General features: G+C 41.3%; 22 protein-coding genes. 12 read left to right on the top strand and 10 right to left on the bottom strand.

Annotation, left to right across the window (positions count from 1 at the left end; translation table 11 throughout):
- Nucleotides 1-12: 12 nt before the first annotated feature.
- From IEV36_RS03790 to IEV36_RS03825, 8 genes are all read right to left on the bottom strand, one after another.
- Nucleotides 13-1,356, bottom strand: a complete 1,344-nt coding sequence (locus IEV36_RS03790; RefSeq protein ID WP_005259659.1) for a sphingomyelin phosphodiesterase — start codon at nt 1,354-1,356, stop codon at nt 13-15.
- Nucleotides 1,357-1,708: 352 nt separating this feature from the next.
- Nucleotides 1,709-2,128, bottom strand: a complete 420-nt coding sequence (locus tag IEV36_RS03795; protein WP_005259658.1) for a roadblock/LC7 domain-containing protein — start codon at nt 2,126-2,128, stop codon at nt 1,709-1,711.
- 23 nt (nt 2,129-2,151) lie between these two features.
- Complete coding sequence (locus IEV36_RS03800; RefSeq protein ID WP_005259656.1) at nt 2,152-2,694, bottom strand: GTP-binding protein; 543 nt, start codon at nt 2,692-2,694, stop codon at nt 2,152-2,154.
- Between the two features lie 8 nt (nt 2,695-2,702).
- Nucleotides 2,703-3,671, bottom strand: coding sequence for a hypothetical protein (locus tag IEV36_RS03805; protein WP_005259654.1), 969 nt, complete (start codon nt 3,669-3,671; stop codon nt 2,703-2,705).
- Between the two features lie 162 nt (nt 3,672-3,833).
- Nucleotides 3,834-4,193, bottom strand: a complete 360-nt coding sequence (locus IEV36_RS03810) for a roadblock/LC7 domain-containing protein (RefSeq protein ID WP_004775651.1) — start codon at nt 4,191-4,193, stop codon at nt 3,834-3,836.
- 386 nt (nt 4,194-4,579) lie between these two features.
- Nucleotides 4,580-5,242: a hypothetical protein gene (locus IEV36_RS03815; protein ID WP_004775650.1), complete on the bottom strand. Its 663-nt coding sequence runs from the start codon at nt 5,240-5,242 to the stop codon at nt 4,580-4,582.
- Nucleotides 5,243-5,257: 15 nt separating this feature from the next.
- Nucleotides 5,258-5,683 carry a ClpXP protease specificity-enhancing factor gene (locus IEV36_RS03820; RefSeq protein WP_004775648.1) on the bottom strand — a complete coding sequence of 142 codons (426 nt, stop codon included), beginning with the start codon at nt 5,681-5,683 and terminating at the stop codon, nt 5,258-5,260.
- Between the two features lie 14 nt (nt 5,684-5,697).
- Complete coding sequence (locus IEV36_RS03825) at nt 5,698-6,357, bottom strand: glutathione S-transferase N-terminal domain-containing protein (protein WP_004775645.1); 660 nt, start codon at nt 6,355-6,357, stop codon at nt 5,698-5,700.
- Nucleotides 6,358-6,483: 126 nt separating this feature from the next.
- On the opposite strand from IEV36_RS03825, the gene IEV36_RS03830 reads away from it, so the two are divergent.
- Entirely contained in the window at nt 6,484-6,882 is a 399-nt protein-coding gene (locus IEV36_RS03830; RefSeq protein WP_005259652.1) for a hypothetical protein, read from the top strand.
- Between the two features lie 62 nt (nt 6,883-6,944).
- On the opposite strand, the gene rpsI is transcribed toward IEV36_RS03830, so the two are convergent.
- Nucleotides 6,945-7,331 (bottom strand): 30S ribosomal protein S9, encoded by a 387-nt coding sequence (gene rpsI / locus IEV36_RS03835; protein WP_004775642.1) that lies wholly within the window; start codon nt 7,329-7,331, stop codon nt 6,945-6,947.
- Nucleotides 7,332-7,343: 12 nt separating this feature from the next.
- Nucleotides 7,344-7,772: a 50S ribosomal protein L13 gene (rplM, locus tag IEV36_RS03840; RefSeq protein WP_004775640.1), complete on the bottom strand. Its 429-nt coding sequence runs from the start codon at nt 7,770-7,772 to the stop codon at nt 7,344-7,346.
- Between the two features lie 267 nt (nt 7,773-8,039).
- Between rplM and IEV36_RS03845 the strand changes: the two genes are divergently transcribed.
- The 11 genes from IEV36_RS03845 (at nt 8,040) to IEV36_RS03895 (ending at nt 17,239) form a co-directional block, all read left to right on the top strand.
- Complete coding sequence (locus IEV36_RS03845; protein ID WP_005259651.1) at nt 8,040-8,675, top strand: hypothetical protein; 636 nt, start codon at nt 8,040-8,042, stop codon at nt 8,673-8,675.
- 81 nt (nt 8,676-8,756) lie between these two features.
- Nucleotides 8,757-9,725 carry a 4-hydroxythreonine-4-phosphate dehydrogenase PdxA gene (pdxA, locus tag IEV36_RS03850; protein WP_005259650.1) on the top strand — a complete coding sequence of 323 codons (969 nt, stop codon included), beginning with the start codon at nt 8,757-8,759 and terminating at the stop codon, nt 9,723-9,725.
- Nucleotides 9,726-9,758: 33 nt separating this feature from the next.
- Complete coding sequence (gene rsmA / locus IEV36_RS03855) at nt 9,759-10,571, top strand: 16S rRNA (adenine(1518)-N(6)/adenine(1519)-N(6))-dimethyltransferase RsmA (RefSeq protein WP_004775636.1); 813 nt, start codon at nt 9,759-9,761, stop codon at nt 10,569-10,571.
- Complete coding sequence (locus IEV36_RS03860) at nt 10,571-11,410, top strand: symmetrical bis(5'-nucleosyl)-tetraphosphatase (RefSeq protein WP_004775634.1); 840 nt, start codon at nt 10,571-10,573, stop codon at nt 11,408-11,410. Before rsmA ends, IEV36_RS03860 begins: the two co-directional genes overlap by 1 nt.
- A gap of 156 nt (nt 11,411-11,566) precedes the next feature.
- A complete protein-coding gene (locus IEV36_RS03865) occupies nt 11,567-12,838 on the top strand; it encodes a glycosyltransferase family 4 protein (RefSeq protein ID WP_005259649.1) in 1,272 nt (423 codons plus the stop codon).
- 32 nt (nt 12,839-12,870) lie between these two features.
- On the top strand, nt 12,871-13,422 hold the full coding sequence (locus IEV36_RS03870) for a phosphatase PAP2 family protein (RefSeq protein WP_005259648.1): 552 nt from the start codon (nt 12,871-12,873) through the stop codon (nt 13,420-13,422).
- A 107-nt stretch (nt 13,423-13,529) separates the two neighbouring features.
- Nucleotides 13,530-13,730 carry a Fe-S cluster assembly protein IscX gene (iscX, locus tag IEV36_RS03875; protein WP_004775630.1) on the top strand — a complete coding sequence of 67 codons (201 nt, stop codon included), beginning with the start codon at nt 13,530-13,532 and terminating at the stop codon, nt 13,728-13,730.
- Nucleotides 13,731-13,838: 108 nt separating this feature from the next.
- Nucleotides 13,839-14,270, top strand: a complete 432-nt coding sequence (gene ndk / locus IEV36_RS03880; RefSeq protein ID WP_004775629.1) for a nucleoside-diphosphate kinase — start codon at nt 13,839-13,841, stop codon at nt 14,268-14,270.
- A 121-nt stretch (nt 14,271-14,391) separates the two neighbouring features.
- On the top strand, nt 14,392-15,627 hold the full coding sequence (rlmN, locus tag IEV36_RS03885; RefSeq protein WP_005259647.1) for a dual-specificity RNA methyltransferase RlmN: 1,236 nt from the start codon (nt 14,392-14,394) through the stop codon (nt 15,625-15,627).
- Nucleotides 15,628-15,644: 17 nt separating this feature from the next.
- Complete coding sequence (gene pilW / locus IEV36_RS03890) at nt 15,645-16,451, top strand: type IV pilus biogenesis/stability protein PilW (RefSeq protein WP_004775625.1); 807 nt, start codon at nt 15,645-15,647, stop codon at nt 16,449-16,451.
- On the top strand, nt 16,442-17,239 hold the full coding sequence (locus tag IEV36_RS03895) for a helix-turn-helix domain-containing protein (RefSeq protein WP_004775623.1): 798 nt from the start codon (nt 16,442-16,444) through the stop codon (nt 17,237-17,239). Before pilW ends, IEV36_RS03895 begins: the two co-directional genes overlap by 10 nt.
- Nucleotides 17,240-17,244 lie beyond the last annotated feature (5 nt).

Here is a 17,244-nt window from a genome sequence, read left to right on the forward strand (position 1 = left end):
ACCCTTTTCCGTTTATGGGTTGTAATTAAATTGGCCCATCACAGGGAAATGGTCTGAGAGATCCCATGTCATGTACAGCGGGTCAGCCGTAGTACGCAAAATACGAACATCATTACGGGACTGAGTGGGTTGGCGATGATTATTCGATGCCACGATATAGTCCAGATATTCAACAGTTGAACCACCTGATCCTGCTGCACCTGCCAATTTATTCACACGTGGATCAAAGGTCGAAGCGGTATAGCCTGTGCTTGTTGCTGCGGTGGCATTTAGATTGCTCAACATATCTTGATAGTCTTGCGGCCAAAGTAGTTTATTTACATTAAAATCACCGCCCATCAATACGGCATCAAAACTTGGAATATTTTGTTGATTGACCAATTGGCGGATTTGTTTGAACTGAACTTGGCGTAGAGCACGTGCTTCATCGGTATCAAATGAGGCGGTATGAGTTGAAGTTACATGATAAGCCTTACCATTTTTAATGATTTCAGCATACAGCACACCTTTATCGGCGAAGCAATCGGTTCCTGTACAATCTGGATAAATCAATTGTGCCGTTTTCGCGATCGGATAACGGCTGACAATCACCAGACCACTGTCAAACAGGTTATAACCAGAACCGACAGGAATATGGGTTTGATACGGATATTGTTGTGCCAGTTGGTTCAACATGTCTGTACGCGATGAGGCAAATGCTTCTTGCATCATAATCACATCGTAACCATCCAGATGCTTCGGCAGTTCAGCCAAACGTTCACTGATTTTACTCGCTACCATTGGCAGGGCATAAATATTATAGGTCAGCACTTTGAGTTCATTGGCACTGGCTGAAACAGGCTCTTGTACCGTGTTTTGATGAATAGTGTAGTGGAAGTCATCATAACCTCCTGTATATTCAGCTTTTACTGCCGCCTGAGCGGATAAGCCTGCATAAGTGGTATTGATACGATGAACATTACGATCCGAATACCACGGTGATGTCGTGGTTGCCGTTTGAATCCCGTGTTGAATGTTGCTACCAGACCAAGTGCCAGTCATGGTTTGTTTTAAGGTCACTTGTGAATTGCCGCTGGTTACTACAGTATCAAAGTTATAGGTTTTACCTGATTTAATCCCGCTATAACGGTTCATTCGTAAAATACGTTTGGTTTCGTAAGGCGCAATTTGTGTGGCTTCCTGTGCCCATTCATTGCCTTGCTGTAATGATGCGCCAGTTTGGTTGACTTGTATCGATACCGTTTGTGGCGTGGTATTGGTCATAAAAACATAGGAATCGGCCATCGCCTGCTGACTTGAAAAACCACAGATAAACAACGCAACCCCTGCGCCGATTTTTAAGCTTTTCAGCTTCATTTTTCTCTCTCCATCGTGCTAATTGTTTGAACAAAGACGGGATGTATTATTAAAATTATTCATTTATGAAAAATTTATGATCGTTATTTGTTCGAAATTTATAATAATGAAAAAATGTTGCTAAATCATTTAAATTAATGACCATTCATCTGATGTTTGAAAAGTCATATCTTATTTATAGTTATGAAGATTTTTGGAAGGAATTAGAAATCGGTATGAAATGCTGTAGTGCTATTAAAATATACAAGTGTTCATAAACGAAAATTAGGAAGGGGTTTAAATTATAAGGTGTATAGATGAAAAAAATCTGACAAGGACTGCACCATGCCAGATTATTTGTTCGGTGAGACGTTTAAGCTTGATCAGCTTCGGAAATGGCTGTGCTTGCTTGCTTTAGACTATAGAGCAGTTGTCCTAATAGTACATCTTTATTACTCAAGGTCACCATCACCATTGGATGATGTTGCGCTGGGATAGAGGTGAGAATCGCTTTACCATTTTCAGCATCCAGCGTAATACTTTGGCATCCTGTTAGCTGAATTTCATTGAGAAAAGCCGTGACCATCGCCAGAATTGAACTGCTGACAGCAGCCAGTTTTGTACTGTTATACGGATTCTTCTTATAAATTGCGGCTAATTCAAAACCATCCGTTGAGCACAGCATAATATAATCCACGCCTCGAATATTCATCAAAATATCATTGGCTTGTGCCTTGGCAAACTGGATAAGATCTTTCGGTGCTGTACGTTGCTGACTGGGAATACTGAACATAATTCTTCTCTTTTATAAAGTAATTAATTTGTTGCTTTTAAATTGACTTCTAATGCTGCAATGAGAGATTCAATCATGAGCAAGATATGCTCTTGTTTACGCGCATCGATAAAAAATAGGGGATATTGATAGTCATTCTGAATTAACCAATCCCGATAGATCGAGGTCGACTGCTCTTTATTTTCATCGATGTGTGTAATGCCAATCGAAATATTCTGGGTGTAATCCTTAAATGTTTCCAGATACGCTTCAAGTTCTTCAATCGGCACTTTACTATTATGGTCGACCAATAGAATAACGCCCAAGGCACCTTGGCAAATCACGGGCCAGATAAAATCAAAACGTGATTGACCAGGTGTACCATACAAGCCGATTTTGACGCCGTCATCCAGCGTGATTTCACCGTAATCAATACCCACTGTGGTTTGCATCTTATTGTGGGCTTGACTGTCTGTATTTAATGCTTCAGTCGCAAGCACAGGAATTTCTGAAAGCGATTTAATGGCTTCTGTTTTTCCTGCGCCCATGCTTCCTGCAAAGACAATTTTATATTGTTGGAGAATCATAGCATTCCTTAAAGCCCAAAGCGGCGTCTGATTTTGCCGAAAAATTTATTTAAAAAACCTTTTTGTTCAATCGTTTGTTCGTCTGCTTCTGTTTTTAGGTAATGACTTTCTGAAGCTGGAATAATGCCACCATTGTTAGAAATCATGCAGGCAGCGATAAATTGTTGAACCGTTTGAATTGGAAGTTTTAACTGTGTTGCAACTTGATAAAGCTGGGCGCCTTGTATAAAACAGGCTGAAAGCAGAAGGGCGGTTTTACGACCTTCGCTTTGAGCAGGCTGAGGCCAGTTTTCGATTTTATAATATTCATTTTCATTGGGTGCGAGACGCTGGAACTCCATAGAGTGCCAGAACAGATTCCAGACCCAGTCCTGTAAGTTATATTCCACTTTACGAGAGACTTTAGTGAAATTGGATGTGGTTGCAAATTCGTATTTAAAGCTGTGATTGGTTTTTGTATGAATCCGTGTTGGTTCTAGCCATGCAATTTGACTGCGTGTATCAATAATGGCTAAGGTACCATGATCATCGAAAAGGTGAAGTCTGGCATTTTCTGGATTGAGCATATCCGTTAAATACTTTGCATTTATTGCATTGTGTGTTGAAACGGTTTCTGTCTTTGGCTGTTGAGATTGTTGGTGTGATAGATAGCTGAGCAATCGAAGCTGAATCCAGTTTTTTAATGCATCTGTATGCTGAAAAGGTAAATATAAAGTATTGTGTTGTTCGATATGATGTGAGCCTTCTCCTTTAGCAACTTTTAAGCAGGGAAGTTGTTTTTGTTCTAAAATGCGTTGAATGCCTTCGGTTTCAAAGAAATTTTCATTTATTAATAATAAGTCGATATTGGGATCTGCAATATTGATCCAGTTAATGCCAAACTCGTGCGGTATGGTTTTTCTAAGTTCTATTTTTAATTCATCTGAAACTTTTAAACTTATACCTGAAATTGCGATATTAATGCAATGTCCATTCATAGTATCACTTTAATGTTTTTAAAATATTGGACTGCAAAAAATAGCCATTATACTAAAGGCTAATATTAGGGTGCTTGTATTATTTCTATTTTATTATTTTGAATAAATAAAACAAAAATATATACAAGAAACCTAATATATTAAATATTTTTAAATTAAGAATTAAGCGAAATCTAATTCTTTTTCGAACGTTTTAAGTTCGTGACGCGCCATTGCAAGATTTGATTTAGTACGATCTAAAACAAGATAAAGGAACAAATTGCCATTGCTTTCTAGTGGACGGATTAAGTGATATGCCTTACCTAGTGTGATGAGAATGTCTTCAATATCATCGTTAAGTTTCAGTGAGTTAGCTACACGACGTTTCGCACGGATAACTTCAGTATTACCTGCAGCTGCTAATTCTAAATCAAGTGACCCCCCACCTTGTGTTGCTAGCGCCAAACCGCTTTCTGTATCAACTAAAGCTGCTGCAACGAACCCATCAATATTTGTTAAGCTTTCTAATGAAATTTTAGCCATGATTTTATCTCTACTAATACATCTTTGTTTATGAATTTATATATTCACTACTTTTGTTTCTGATTGGTTTTCAAAAGCAGATAAACTCATTATAGGAAACTCTTTTATTAAATCAATCATGCTTTAAATGAATTGAAATTTAAGTAATGCTAATAATTGACATTTTTTGTCAGATAAACAAATAAAAATATTAATTAAGGTGTGGAATTGGTTTTTAGTGTGATTTTATTCACATTAATATTTGAATTTAATATGTGGTTTTGATTGTAAATAAATGTAAATTTATTAATTAGATCGATTAAATTGTCGTTTTAATTTTAATTAATTTTTTATTAAGTTAATGATAAAGAAAGAATTTAATTCTTTCTTTATCTAGGTGTTTAAAATCAAGCCGAGATTAATTGGCAATATGAACAATACAAAAATATAAGAATGACCAATGCCACTAAAGGAGAAACGATATACGCCCAAGTTGGTGTTACCGGTGGCGCAACCTCTGCGACGTCATGATGATCATGAGCAACGGGTTGTGCCTGATTCACCATCTGATTAAATTCTTGCATGGTGGCTTCAAGAGAGACTTCTTCTTGTACAACAGGCTTCGAGCCAAGTAATTCAGTAAGTTGGTTGGTTGACCATACCCAATCTTCCGCTTGACCAGATAAATGCTCGATTTGACCCATTAATAGCTCAGTAAGTCCTGTCTGTCCGAAGCTACCAGTCTGGTCGAGTTGCTTCAACTCTGCCAATTGTAAGGCCAGTACTTCTGAAAGACTATTTTCGAGTTCAGTTGCTTTCAGCTCAGACTGATTATGAGGTGAAGTCGTCAGGTGACGAGCAATCTCTTGTATATAAAGCGGATCAGCGGTTTGCACTTCCTGATAAAGTTTCTGGGGATTCTGTTTCCACAGACTGATCAATTGACCAAGCGCTAAAACATTGACTTCATCAATATAAGACTGCTTTTCTTTTGGAGAATATTGGCTAAAAAGCTGCGGTTTTTGAATTTTAATCTGTTCAGCAAAATACTGAACCAAGTCAAATGCCATTGTATATATCCTCGCTTAATCTAAAATTCTTAGTGAAGGTTTCTTTTTCGCTGGTTCTGCTTCTTGCTTTGTTTCTTCTGTTTCTGGCACAGCAGTTTCTTCTATCTCTTCATATTCAGAAGGATCAAAGAATAAACCTTGTCCATTTTCTCTGGCATAAATTCCAAGCACGGCACGAATGGGCACATAAATTTCTTTTGCAACACCGCCAAAACGGGCTGAGAAGGTAATTGCGTCATTACTCATGTGTAGTTGGTGAACTGCATGTGGTGCAAGGTTCAAAACAATTTGCCCATCTTTTACAAATTGTAAGGGAACATCGGTATGCGGTTGTGTAGCATCAACTAACAAATAAGGCGTCAGTTGGTTATCGCAAATCCATTCATAAATGGCACGAGCAAGATATGGGCGTGTAGGCGTAAAAGTTATTTGCTCTGACATAATTGAAAAACTTATTAAATCGTAGAAATCAATTCATTGTAGCTGTTTTTTTCTTGAGCTGTCATTGATTTAATGAAAGATGGACGGCTAAAGATACGATGACAATACAAGAAAATCGGTCGGCAATGCTGTGCTGGTAATTCGATCCCCATACTTTTCAGGCGCAAGAAGATCGGGGCCAGCATACAGTCCAGAATTGAAAAGGTTTCCGACATAAAAAATGGAAAATGTTGAAATAGGGGAGTTAGTGAAATCAAGGTATCCCTGAGTTCTTTTTGTGCTTTTTGTTTTTGTTTCAGATCGAGGCTGTCGGCATGTCTAAGCATGTGGTCTGCCAGTTTGAACCAGTCCTGCTCAAAGCGCCAGATATATTGACGTTGTTCTGCTCTGGCCATTGGTGCATCGGCATAGAGTTTATTCTGGCGATAACGATCATCCAGATATTCCGCAATGACATTGGCTGAAAATAGCTTCAGATTTTGTTCAATCAACATTGGGAGCTGATTGTAGGGATTGAGGTCTGCTAAATCCTCATCTTCATGGTCTGTGATAATGAGCTGATATTTGATTTGTTTTTCAGCAAGCAAAAAACGAATCCAGTGTGAGCGGAAATCATCTGCATGACTATAAAGCGTAATGCCTTGGACAGGGCTTGGGGGATTTTCTAAAGACATAAATCCAAAAAATTCTGATTGACTGTTTAGAATACTAAAATTAACGTTGGAAAGCACTTAAACATTAATAATATGAGCCTTACAGAATAGATTTATTATTCAATAAGTTCAATGAGAGAAAATAGAATGAAGCGAGATTACCTGATTGTATTGTGTGGTGTGTTGTTACTAGGTGGTTGTGCGGGTTCACCTCAGGGAGTGGGACAGAGCAATATCTCTTCGGTAGAGAGTGAGGCGGCGGCTGATGCTGTGATTGCTGCTGGAGCTGATGATGATAGTGGACAACAATATGGTGGCGTCAAAAAACAGTATGTGGTCAAAGCTTGTCAGGTGACTATTTATAATGATGGGCCGATCCAGATGGTGCATGAAAAAACGGGCCAACCTTGTAATGCACCGATTCCGAAAGATCATCAATTTTCCAAAAGCACTCGAAGCTATCAGGAAAATGGCTGTACGATCACGGAATTCTCTTCTGCCGATGGCACAGGTGATGCAGTTATGGATTGTTCTAAAAAGAAGTAATAAGCAAGGGCAATAAAAAAACCTCGGAAAATCCGAGGTTTTTTGTCCAACTCGTAAAACGATTAACGTTTAGAGAATTGAGGACGTTTACGAGCTTTACGTAAACCAAGTTTCTTACGTTCAACTTCACGAGCATCACGAGTAACGAAACCAGCTTGACGAAGAGCAGGTTTTAAGTTTTCGTCAGCAGCGATCAATGCACGAGTAATACCGTGACGGATAGCGCCAGCTTGACCACCGATACCACCACCTTTAACAGTGATGTAAAGGTCAAATTTTTCAGTAACTTCTAAAAGCTCTAAAGGCTGACGTACAACCATACGAGCAGTTTCACGACCGAAATATTGCTCTAAAGTACGATTGTTGATTACGAGTTTGCCTGTACCAGCTGATAAGAAAACACGTGCAGTTGCGGTCTTACGGCGACCTGTACCATAATTAGTAGCCATGTGCTGTATCCCTTAGATGTCCAAAACTTGTGGCTGTTGAGCAGTATGAGGATGCTCGCTACCAGCGTACACTTTCATTTTTTTGATCATTGCATAACCAAGAGGACCTTTTGGCAACATACCTTTAACAGCTTTTTCTAAAACAGCTTCAGGTTTGTGAGCAATTAACTTCTCGAAGTTAGTCTCACGGATACCACCAGGGAAACCAGTATGGCGATAGTATTTCTTATCAAGCGCTTTTTTACCAGTCACTTGAACGTGTTCAGCATTGATCACAACGATGTAGTCACCAGTGTCAACGTGAGGAGTATAAGAAGTTTTGTGCTTACCGCGTAAACGACGAGCGATTTCAGTCGCAAGGCGACCTAAAGTTTTGCCAGAAGCATCAACAACATACCAGTCGTGTTGAACTTCAGCTGGCTTAGCGCTGAGAGTTTTCATTTAAACCACTACCTATTATAGTTGGTTTGGACGGTGGAATCTGTCCAAACAAAAGGAGACCGAATTCTACATGAGTTTATAAATTCACACAAGAAAAATTAGCCTGAGAAGTCATAAATTGCTGTAATGTGACTGAATTGAGAACTAATCAGCGCTGAGTTGAATCGCCTATTATTTATCTTGAGAGCGGGTAGGATTTAACCTATCATTTTTATACCAATCATTTGAAATAAATAGAAGTATTTACCTCTTCTCTCGGGGAATTTGATGAAGTTGTCGCTTTCTACAAAAATTGTTGTAGTTACATTATTAGTGGGCGTTTGTTCTACACAAACCAATGCACGACGACTATATAAATGGGTAGACCAAACCAGTGTCACCAATTATTCCGAATTCCAGCCGAAAGAAGGCACTAGCCGTAAACTTGAAGTTCTGGAAAGTCGTGGCAATGACCATGTCGATCCTGCAATGGCGGTTACTGCGGAAATGAAAGCGATTGAAATTCCTGTTGATCAAATGAATTTGCAAGGCGCTTCAAGTGTTGCGGGTTCAACGCCAACGGCTCAATTACAACAACCCATCACCCAAACCATCGTGAAACAAGGTGCAATTGCTGCGCCTTATACCCGACCTGTGAATGCCGCTGCTACAACTACAGGGGCAGAGAAAAAAGAACCTCAGCTTCAGCAAACTGTGCAAGCTCTGGAAAAGAAAGAGAGTGTAAGCAATCCTTCGATTGAGAAGGCTGTGAGTCCAGTCGTCGTGAGCGAGAAAAAAGATGAAGTGGCTTTGGTGCAGCCTGAGAAGAAAGTACAACCCAAAGTGAATCCTTGGACGCGTAAGGTTGAGTTTGTCCCATCGAATCTGGTGCCACAGAATTTAACCAAAGCTTCGGCACCGTAAACTTAAATTATAAAAATGTAGGGCTATACTGCTTTTAGATTTTCGTTACACTAGAACAGAATCAAAAGATTGGCGGTATGTATGCTTCCTTTATATGTCACTTCAGGTGAACCTGCAGGTATTGGTCCTGATATTTGTCTCAGTCTGGCAGAACGTGTAGATGAGCGGCCGATTGTTATCCTTGCTGATCTACCGATGTTACAGCAGCGCGCTAACGTGTTGGGTATGGATGTTGAGCTGATTGCTTATCAGGGACAAGCAGGATCCAGTTTGAAAGGGCAACTCTTTGTTGAACATGTACCATTGGCAAACCCAGTGGCTTTAGGGCAGTTAGATCCTGCTAATGCGGCTTATGTACTAGAACAATTACGTCGTTCAGCCGATTATGCAATATCTGGACAAAGTGTGGGTGTAGCAACAGCGCCTGTACAAAAGTCCATTATCAATGAGGCAGGCATCGCGTTTAGCGGACATACAGAATACTACCAAGAGTTTGCTGGGGTTGACCGTGTGGTGATGATGCTGGCAACGAAAACGCTACGGGTGGCTTTAGCTACGACACATTTACCCCTACGCGATGTTCCCGCCGCCATTACCACCGAACGTTTGCATCAAGTGATTGATATTCTGATCCACGATTTAAAAACAAAATTTAAAATTGCGGCTCCACGTATTCTGGTGTGTGGTTTAAATCCGCATGCTGGTGAAGACGGATATTTAGGCCGTGAAGAAATTGATGTGATCAATCCTGTGTTGGAAGGTTATCGCGCGCAGGGTGTCAATATGAGTCTGAGTCTGCCTGCAGACACCTTATTTACGCCTGAAAATCTGAAAGATGCAGATGCTGTTTTAGCGATGTATCACGATCAGGGCTTACCTGTGTTAAAATCACAGGGCTTTGGTGAAGCAGTTAACATTACATTAGGCTTGCCATTTATTCGAACCTCTGTCGATCATGGTACAGCACTCTCTCTTGCAGGCACTGGACAGGCAAAAGCATCGAGCTTGCATGTTGCAGTGGATTTAGCACTTGATTTAGCTCGTCAGTGATTAAACGAGTAAATTATTCACGTTGGAATTATTATGTATCAAATTAATGCCCTAAACCCTAAAGATGAAGGGCATCAGGCTCGAAAACGTTTTGGTCAAAACTTTTTACATGATCAACGTGTGATTGCCAAAATTGTACGCTCAGTGAATCCACGTGCGGGCGAAAACATTGTTGAAATCGGCCCGGGTTTGGCTGCATTGACTTCGCCTTTGATTGGTGAATGTGATGCGTTGACGGTGGTGGAGCTTGACCGAGATCTGGCAGCGGGCTTACCAGGCCGCGTGCCACATCCTGAGCGTTTGACCATTGTTGAAGCAGATGCTTTGAAGTATGACTTTACTCAATTGTTTCAGGAAGGCCGTCCACTACGTGTAGTGGGGAATTTACCTTATAACATTTCAACACCACTGTTGTTCCATCTCTTGGAGTTTGGCGACAAAGTGAAAGATATGCACTTCATGCTGCAAAAAGAAGTGGTTGACCGTATTACCGCAACGCCAAATACTAAAGAGTATGGTCGTCTGTCGGTCATGATTCAGTATTACTGCAAACCAACTTTCTTATTTGAAGTACCGCCGGGATCATTTAACCCACCGCCAAAAGTGACATCAGCAGTTTTCCGTTTAGAGCCATACGAAACCAAACCTATTGTGGCAAAAAATGAGAAAGCGTTAGCGCGTTTGGTGGGACATGTGTTTACTCAACGCCGTAAAACCTTGCGTAATAGCTTAAAAGGCATGCTGGTAGAAGATGGCTTTGAAAAAGCGGGTGTTGATCCAATGGCACGTCCAGAAACCTTAAGTCTGGCAGATTTTGTGGCTCTTTCTGATCAGATGGTGGCTTGATGTCTAAGCGCTATAACTACGTCATTGGTGATGTGCAAGGCTGTTTCGAGGCGCTGAAAGCTTTGCTGAAAGAAATTCGCTTTGATCCAGACCAAGACTTTTTATGGTTTGCTGGGGATCTTGTGGCACGCGGTGAAAACTCGGTGGGTGCATTACGCTTTATTAAAAAGCTGGCCGACCGTGGGGCAGCCGCAACCGTATTGGGTAATCATGATCTGACCTTGATTGCCTGTGCGCGTGGCTTTAAAAAGGCTAAAGAAAAAGATCATACGCAAGAAGTGATTGATGCGATTGATGGTGATGAGCTGATTGATTGGTTGCGTAAACAGCCTTTAAGTTTGTCTCCTAATGAACAGACCTTAATTACTCATGCGGGTGTGCCCTGTATCTGGAGCGCTGAAAAAACTGTTGCATTGGCGCAAGAAGTGCAACAGGTTGTTGCGCATGAAGACCTCTCTGTACTAGATGGATTTCTGGCAGAAATGTATGGTTCTCAACCTGATCTTTGGTCAGATGAGCTTACAGGCATGGCACGGTTGCGTTGCATCACCAATTATCTGACCCGTATGCGCTTAACAGATGCAGAAGGACGTTTGGAATTTGAGTTTAAAGATGCCCTAGATGCGCCGATGCCAGCGGGTTTTCAACCGTGGTTTGAGTTTGAAAGTCAGGCAGCACAAACACATCAGCTGATTTTTGGACATTGGGCTGCTTTGCAGGGCAAGACCATTAATGCTCAAATTCAGAATGTAGATGGTGGCTGTGTCTGGGGGCAACAATTGGTAGCTTTCCGTTTGGAAGATCAGCAGATTTTTGCAGTAGATAATCCGTTGGCTTGATGAGTTTTCTACTTCTTTAGAATGCCCATTTTTATGTTGAAATTGGGCATTTTTTATTTTTAGGCTGTCAAAAAACTGTCATACACTGATCATTAAAGTGTCAAAAAATGCTTTTAAGCTGAAAGCATGAAAATAACGACACAAATGGATGGCGATATGCAGAGTACATACGCGACATCTCTATTAAAGCAAGAGTTTCCTGAAAATTTTAAATTTTACTTTAAAAGGAAACAACTCAAAAATAAACAAGATGAATTGTCTGAACTTCAAGATTTAGTTCGTCCTCGTCTCAGAATTGCAATTGTGACTGAAACCTGGCCCCCAGAAATTAATGGTGTGGCTTTATCAATGATGCAATTGTGTCAGGGTTTACAGCGCCTTGGACATAAAATTTTACTGGTACGACCAACACAAAAAGCAGTATGTACCGAATTCCACCCAGATCAGGAATGTCTGGTGATGTCACAGCCGATTCCTAAATATCCGAGTGTACAATTCGGATGGCCGCAATACCTTAAGGTTTCAAAAGCCTTTGAAAAATTTATGCCAGATGTGGTGCATATCGTCACAGAAGGGCCATTGGGTCTAACCGCTTTGCAGGCCGCAAAATCGCGGAAGGTTGCAGTTTCTAGTGGCTTCCATTCAGCCTTTCATGATTTTAGCCGTTTCTTTGATCTGGCTTTTCTGGTCAAGCCGATTCAGCGTTACTTAACATGGTTTCATAACAGTACCGATGTGACCTGCGTACCAAGCCAATATACAGAGCAGGCCTTACGCGGTTTTGGCGTAACGTGTCCTTTGATGGTGGTGGGCCGTGGTGTGGATACGGAAAAGTTTTCACCGCAACATCGTTCAGAGCAGCTGCGCCAACAATGGGGTGCTGATGCTGATACCCGTGTCATGCTATATGTTGGACGCTTATCACCTGAAAAGGAAGTAGATGTGTTGGTGAAAGGCTTTCATGCTTTACAGGCACGACAAGGTAAAAATATTAAATTCGTGATTGTTGGAGAAGGGCCAGATCAGACACGTCTGAGCAAGATGGCGCAATCCAGTGATGTTATCTTTATGGGGAGCTTGAGTGGAAAGGAACTTTCGGCGGCTTATGCCAGTGCCGATGTATTTACCTTTGCAAGTCAGGCCGATACGTTTGGGAACGTCGTTTTAGAAGCCATTGCCAGTGGCCTACCTGTAGTTGCCTATGACTATGTCTGTGCGCATCAACATGTGAGACATGAAGTGACAGGCTGGCTGAGTCAGCTTGGAGAGACGACTGATTTTATTCAATCGATTTGTCATTTACCTGCGCTGCCACAGTTGAGACAAATGGGATTGCTTGCTAGCGAAAGCGTACAACAAAGCAGTTGGCAGTTTCCGGTACAACAATTAGAACACGCATTTTATCAGGTCGTGAGGAGTCTCCCATGACGACGACCTAAATCCTGAAGAGGAGAAAAAGTATGAAATTTCAAAATGCAAAAATAAAAATGCTGGATCTCGATTTAAAAGGGTGTGTCTACCTGAATCATCTTTCACAGTCGCAACGTGTCGCTTTATTTTTTAAAACGATCAGTCGTTTGGGCGATGGACCATTTTGGTATGTCATGTTGTTGTCGGTATGGGTGATGCATGGTTTGGCGTACGGTGTGCAGATCTTGTATCTGATTGGGGCAGGGTCAGTGGGAACCTTGATTTATAAATTTTTAAAAAATAAAACCACGCGTCCAAGACCTTATCAGGTGCATCAGGTGATCATCTTGGGAGAGCGACCACTGGATCATTTTAGCTTTCCCTCTGGTCATACCCTACATGCTGTTATGGTGACCATCACATTGGGCTATATTGAGCCGTTGTTATTGATCCTGATGTTACCGTTTACGATCTTGGTCGCATTGTCCCGCATGATTCTGGGACTACACTATCCAAGCGATGTCATTGTCGGTGCAATGATTGGTGCATCAGTTGCAAGTGCAATCATTTTACTGGCACCGAGCTTTAATCTCATTTTGTAACGCATTATATAAGTGTTTTAGCGACAATTTAGCACTTCAACACTATCTCTTAAATCTGGTGTTTTGTTAAAGTACGCTCAATCACATACTTTTATTCAGGTTGTTATATGGGCTTACGCTGGACAGATACGATTGATATTGCGATTGAACTCACTGAAGCGCATCCAGAAGTTGATCCACAGTGGATTCGATTTACGGATCTACATGCATGGGTGTGTGCTTTACCAGACTTTAGTGATGACCCTACTAAATCAACGGAAGGTTTGCTTGAAGCCATTCAAATGGCTTGGCTGGATGAAGTTCGTTAGAAATTCGTCAGAAATCGCTGAACTTTTGCATATTCAAGCTGATTATTAGCGATGACATCGGTATAATGCGGCAAATTTTTTTAGTTTAAACCATAATAGGAGTCAATCATGGCGATTGAACGTACTTTATCTATCGTAAAACCAGATGCAGTTTCTAAAAACCACATCGGCGACATCTTTGCTCGTTTCGAAAAATCAGGTTTGAAAATCGTTGCAACTAAAATGAAACACCTTTCTCAAGCTGATGCTGAAGGTTTCTATGCAGAGCACAAAGAACGTGGTTTCTTTGCTGACCTCGTTGCATTCATGACTTCTGGTCCAGTTGTTGTTTCAGTTCTTGAAGGCGAAAACGCAGTTCTTGCTCACCGTGATATCTTGGGTGCAACTAACCCTAAAGAAGCTGCTCCAGGCACAATCCGCGCTGACTTCGCTGTAAGCATTGACGAAAACGCTGCTCACGGTTCTGACTCAGTTGCTTCTGCTGAGCGCGAAATCGCTTACTTCTTTGCTGATAACGAGATTTGCCCACGCACTCGTTAATCCAAAGTATTCGAGCCAGATAAGTGGTATACTACTTATCTGGTTTTTTATTTTTTATAGATTGTATTGTGTAAATAATGCACAGTATTTTTTAGCGCTGATATTGTTTAGGTAAATATACATGAGTTCTGCAGTGGTCGTTTCATCAGAAAATTTAGATGAAAAACAACAGTCTGTTCCTACGCCTGTCGTTCAAACTGCCGATAATAAAGTAAATTTACTTGGCATGTCTCGAGCTGAACTGGAAAAATTCTTTGAAGATCTGGGCGAAAAAAAGTTTCGCGCGGGTCAGGTCATGAAATGGATTCATCAATATTTTGTGACAGATTTTGCTGAGATGACCAATATCTCAGGAAAATTACGTGAAAAATTAGAAAAAATTTGTGAAATTAAAGCGCCTGAAGTGGTGCATCGTAACTATTCCAAAGATGGTACCCGTAAGTGGGTATTCCGTGTCGGTGATGGTGATGGTTCGCTGGTTGAAACCGTATTGATTCCGGCAGATGATAAAACTGGCGCGCGTAAAACCTTGTGTATTTCTTCACAAGTGGGTTGTGCACTGGATTGCTCATTCTGTTCTACCGGTAAGCAAGGTTTCCAGCGTGACTTAACTCCAGCGGAAATTATTGGTCAGTTGTGGATGGCGAACTACTCCTACATGGAAGATGTTCCTGTTGCAGAGCGTGAACGTACCGTGACCAATGTGGTTATGATGGGTATGGGCGAACCTTTACTCAATTATGATGCTGTTCTAAGTTCTATGCAGTTGATGCTTGATGATTTTGCTTATGGCATGTCTAAGCGCCGTGTGACCTTATCGACTTCTGGTGTTGTTCCGAAGATTGATCAACTGGCGCAGGATATTGATGTTGCATTGGCAATTTCACTGCATGCACCTAATGATGAACTGCGTAATGAATTGGTGCCGATCAATAAAAAATATCCGTTACAGCAACTGATTGCGGCTTGCCAACGTTATTTGGGCAAAGATGGCAATGAAAGCTCTCGTCGCCATGTCACGATTGAATATGTGATGCTTGAAGGGGTCAATGACCAACCTGAGCATGCACAGCAATTGTTAAAATTATTGAAAAACTTACCAAGTAAAATCAACCTGATTCCATTTAATCCGTTCCCGCACGCACCATATGGCCGTTCGAGCCGTAACCGTATTATTTCGTTCCAAAAAACTTTGTCGGATGCAGGATTTGTGTGTACGATTCGTCAGACACGTGGTGATGATATCGATGCGGCGTGTGGACAATTGGTAGGACAGGTTGCTGACCGTACTCGTCGTGCTGAACAGTGGAAAAAGAAAGTGGCGCAACGACAAGAAATATTGCGCACACAAGGATAAAACTTGGGGAAAAAGCGTTGAATACAACTCGATCAAAAACGATTATAGCGACAGCTGTTGTGTTTACTTTACTGGGCTTAACAGCTTGCCAGACGCCATCTACAACATTAAAAAAAGATCCGGAAAAAGCGGTGCAGGTTCGTACACAGCTTGCGGCAGAATATATTCGTACACGTGATCTGGATTCAGCCAAGCGTTCGCTTGATCAGGCGTTAAAACTGAATTCCCGAGATGCCAACGCCAATATGATGATGGGCATCTTGCTGCAACAAGAAGGTAGTGCAGCAAATATGGAAAAAGCGGAGTCTTATTTTAAGCGCGCTATTTCTACCGAACCAGATAACGCTCAGGCTCGTAATAATTACGGTACATATTTGTACCAGCAGCAACGCTATAATGAAGCCATTGAGCAATTTACCCGTGCGGGCGCAACCCTAGGTTATGATCAGCGTTTTCAGTCGCTGGAAAATCTGGGGCGAATCTATTTAAAACTTGGCGATGTTGCGAATGCTGAAAAATCATTCAAACAAGCGCTACAAGCGAATCGAAACGCAACAATTTCAATGTTAGAGTTGGCGGAAATTTTCTATTTGCAACAAAATAATAGAGATGCATCGCAACTATACGAACAATATGTTCGTAATGTAGGTCAGAAAAACCAGGGTGCCCGTGCGCTTTGGATTGGTTTACGCATTGCTCGCGCAAATGCGGATCAGTTAGGAATGCAAGTGTTAGTCAATCAGTTACGCGCTTTATTTCCTGATAGTCCAGAATATCAACGTTATTTGCAATTACAGTACAGTACTGAGGCCGTATGGAAATAAATCCAAATTCACATCAGCCAACTGGCTCAACCTCGCCATCGTCTGCGTTAGGAAATATTCAACGACCTGGTGAGTATTTGCGTCAAATTCGTATTGCACAAAAGAAAGAAATTGAAGAGATTGCAAACGTATTGAACATGCCTGTCAAAACCTTGACGGCATTAGAGCAAGATGATTATAAGTCATTGCCAGAAGCGACTTTTATCAAAGGTTATTATCGTGCTTATGCAAAGCATTTAAATGCGGATGCAAGTGCGATTATTCAGCGTTTTGATGAAATCTATGTTAATGATACAGGTCTTAAAGCCAGCCATGCCCTGAATAATTCTCCGATTAAAATCATGGGGAAATTATCAGGTTCGAAAAGCGTACGTAACCGCAAATGGTTAAAACGCATTGCGATTGTGGCGGCGGTTGCATTATTGGCATGGTTAGCAGTCGTGGCTGTACAGAATTGGACATCAAGCCATAAGGATGATGCGGATGTACCAAAGATTAAAAACTCTGAAGTTGAAATTCTGCCAATGAGCGGAAATACAACAGCAGCAACATCTGGTGACCAATTAGTCCTGAACTTTAACCGTCCAACCTCTGTGCATATTGTGGACGCAACAGGTAAAGTATTGGCAACAGGTCGTCAGGCATCGACATTGAATTTGAGTGGTCAGTCTCCATTCCAGATTCGTTTGGATGATGCGACCGCTGTATCTCTGGTGCTAAATCAGGAACAAATTTCGTTGTCTCCATATACCGTCAATGGAAAAGCAGAATTCCGTTTGTCTCGTTAATGACA

The sequence above is a fragment of the Acinetobacter vivianii genome (assembly GCF_014635885.1).
GTDB lineage: Bacteria > Pseudomonadota > Gammaproteobacteria > Pseudomonadales > Moraxellaceae > Acinetobacter > Acinetobacter vivianii.

Excerpts from the sequence above, each read along its gene's own strand:
- IEV36_RS03790 (WP_005259659.1), bottom strand. The coding sequence starts at position 1,356 with ATGAAGCTGAAAAGCTTAAAAATCGGCGCAGGGGTTGCGTTGTTTATC.
- IEV36_RS03795 (WP_005259658.1), bottom strand. The coding sequence starts at position 2,128 with ATGTTCAGTATTCCCAGTCAGCAACGTACAGCACCGAAAGATCTTATC.
- IEV36_RS03800 (WP_005259656.1), bottom strand. The coding sequence starts at position 2,694 with ATGATTCTCCAACAATATAAAATTGTCTTTGCAGGAAGCATGGGCGCA.
- IEV36_RS03805 (WP_005259654.1), bottom strand. The coding sequence starts at position 3,671 with ATGAATGGACATTGCATTAATATCGCAATTTCAGGTATAAGTTTAAAA.
- IEV36_RS03810 (WP_004775651.1), bottom strand. The coding sequence starts at position 4,193 with ATGGCTAAAATTTCATTAGAAAGCTTAACAAATATTGATGGGTTCGTT.
- IEV36_RS03815 (WP_004775650.1), bottom strand. The coding sequence starts at position 5,242 with ATGGCATTTGACTTGGTTCAGTATTTTGCTGAACAGATTAAAATTCAA.
- IEV36_RS03820 (WP_004775648.1), bottom strand. The coding sequence starts at position 5,683 with ATGTCAGAGCAAATAACTTTTACGCCTACACGCCCATATCTTGCTCGT.
- IEV36_RS03825 (WP_004775645.1), bottom strand. The coding sequence starts at position 6,357 with ATGTCTTTAGAAAATCCCCCAAGCCCTGTCCAAGGCATTACGCTTTAT.
- IEV36_RS03830 (WP_005259652.1), top strand. The coding sequence starts at position 6,484 with ATGAAGCGAGATTACCTGATTGTATTGTGTGGTGTGTTGTTACTAGGT.
- rpsI (WP_004775642.1), bottom strand. The coding sequence starts at position 7,331 with ATGGCTACTAATTATGGTACAGGTCGCCGTAAGACCGCAACTGCACGT.
- rplM (WP_004775640.1), bottom strand. The coding sequence starts at position 7,772 with ATGAAAACTCTCAGCGCTAAGCCAGCTGAAGTTCAACACGACTGGTAT.
- IEV36_RS03845 (WP_005259651.1), top strand. The coding sequence starts at position 8,040 with ATGAAGTTGTCGCTTTCTACAAAAATTGTTGTAGTTACATTATTAGTG.
- pdxA (WP_005259650.1), top strand. The coding sequence starts at position 8,757 with ATGCTTCCTTTATATGTCACTTCAGGTGAACCTGCAGGTATTGGTCCT.
- rsmA (WP_004775636.1), top strand. The coding sequence starts at position 9,759 with ATGTATCAAATTAATGCCCTAAACCCTAAAGATGAAGGGCATCAGGCT.
- IEV36_RS03860 (WP_004775634.1), top strand. The coding sequence starts at position 10,571 with ATGTCTAAGCGCTATAACTACGTCATTGGTGATGTGCAAGGCTGTTTC.
- IEV36_RS03865 (WP_005259649.1), top strand. The coding sequence starts at position 11,567 with ATGCAGAGTACATACGCGACATCTCTATTAAAGCAAGAGTTTCCTGAA.
- IEV36_RS03870 (WP_005259648.1), top strand. The coding sequence starts at position 12,871 with ATGAAATTTCAAAATGCAAAAATAAAAATGCTGGATCTCGATTTAAAA.
- iscX (WP_004775630.1), top strand. The coding sequence starts at position 13,530 with ATGGGCTTACGCTGGACAGATACGATTGATATTGCGATTGAACTCACT.
- ndk (WP_004775629.1), top strand. The coding sequence starts at position 13,839 with ATGGCGATTGAACGTACTTTATCTATCGTAAAACCAGATGCAGTTTCT.
- rlmN (WP_005259647.1), top strand. The coding sequence starts at position 14,392 with ATGAGTTCTGCAGTGGTCGTTTCATCAGAAAATTTAGATGAAAAACAA.
- IEV36_RS03895 (WP_004775623.1), top strand. The coding sequence starts at position 16,442 with ATGGAAATAAATCCAAATTCACATCAGCCAACTGGCTCAACCTCGCCA.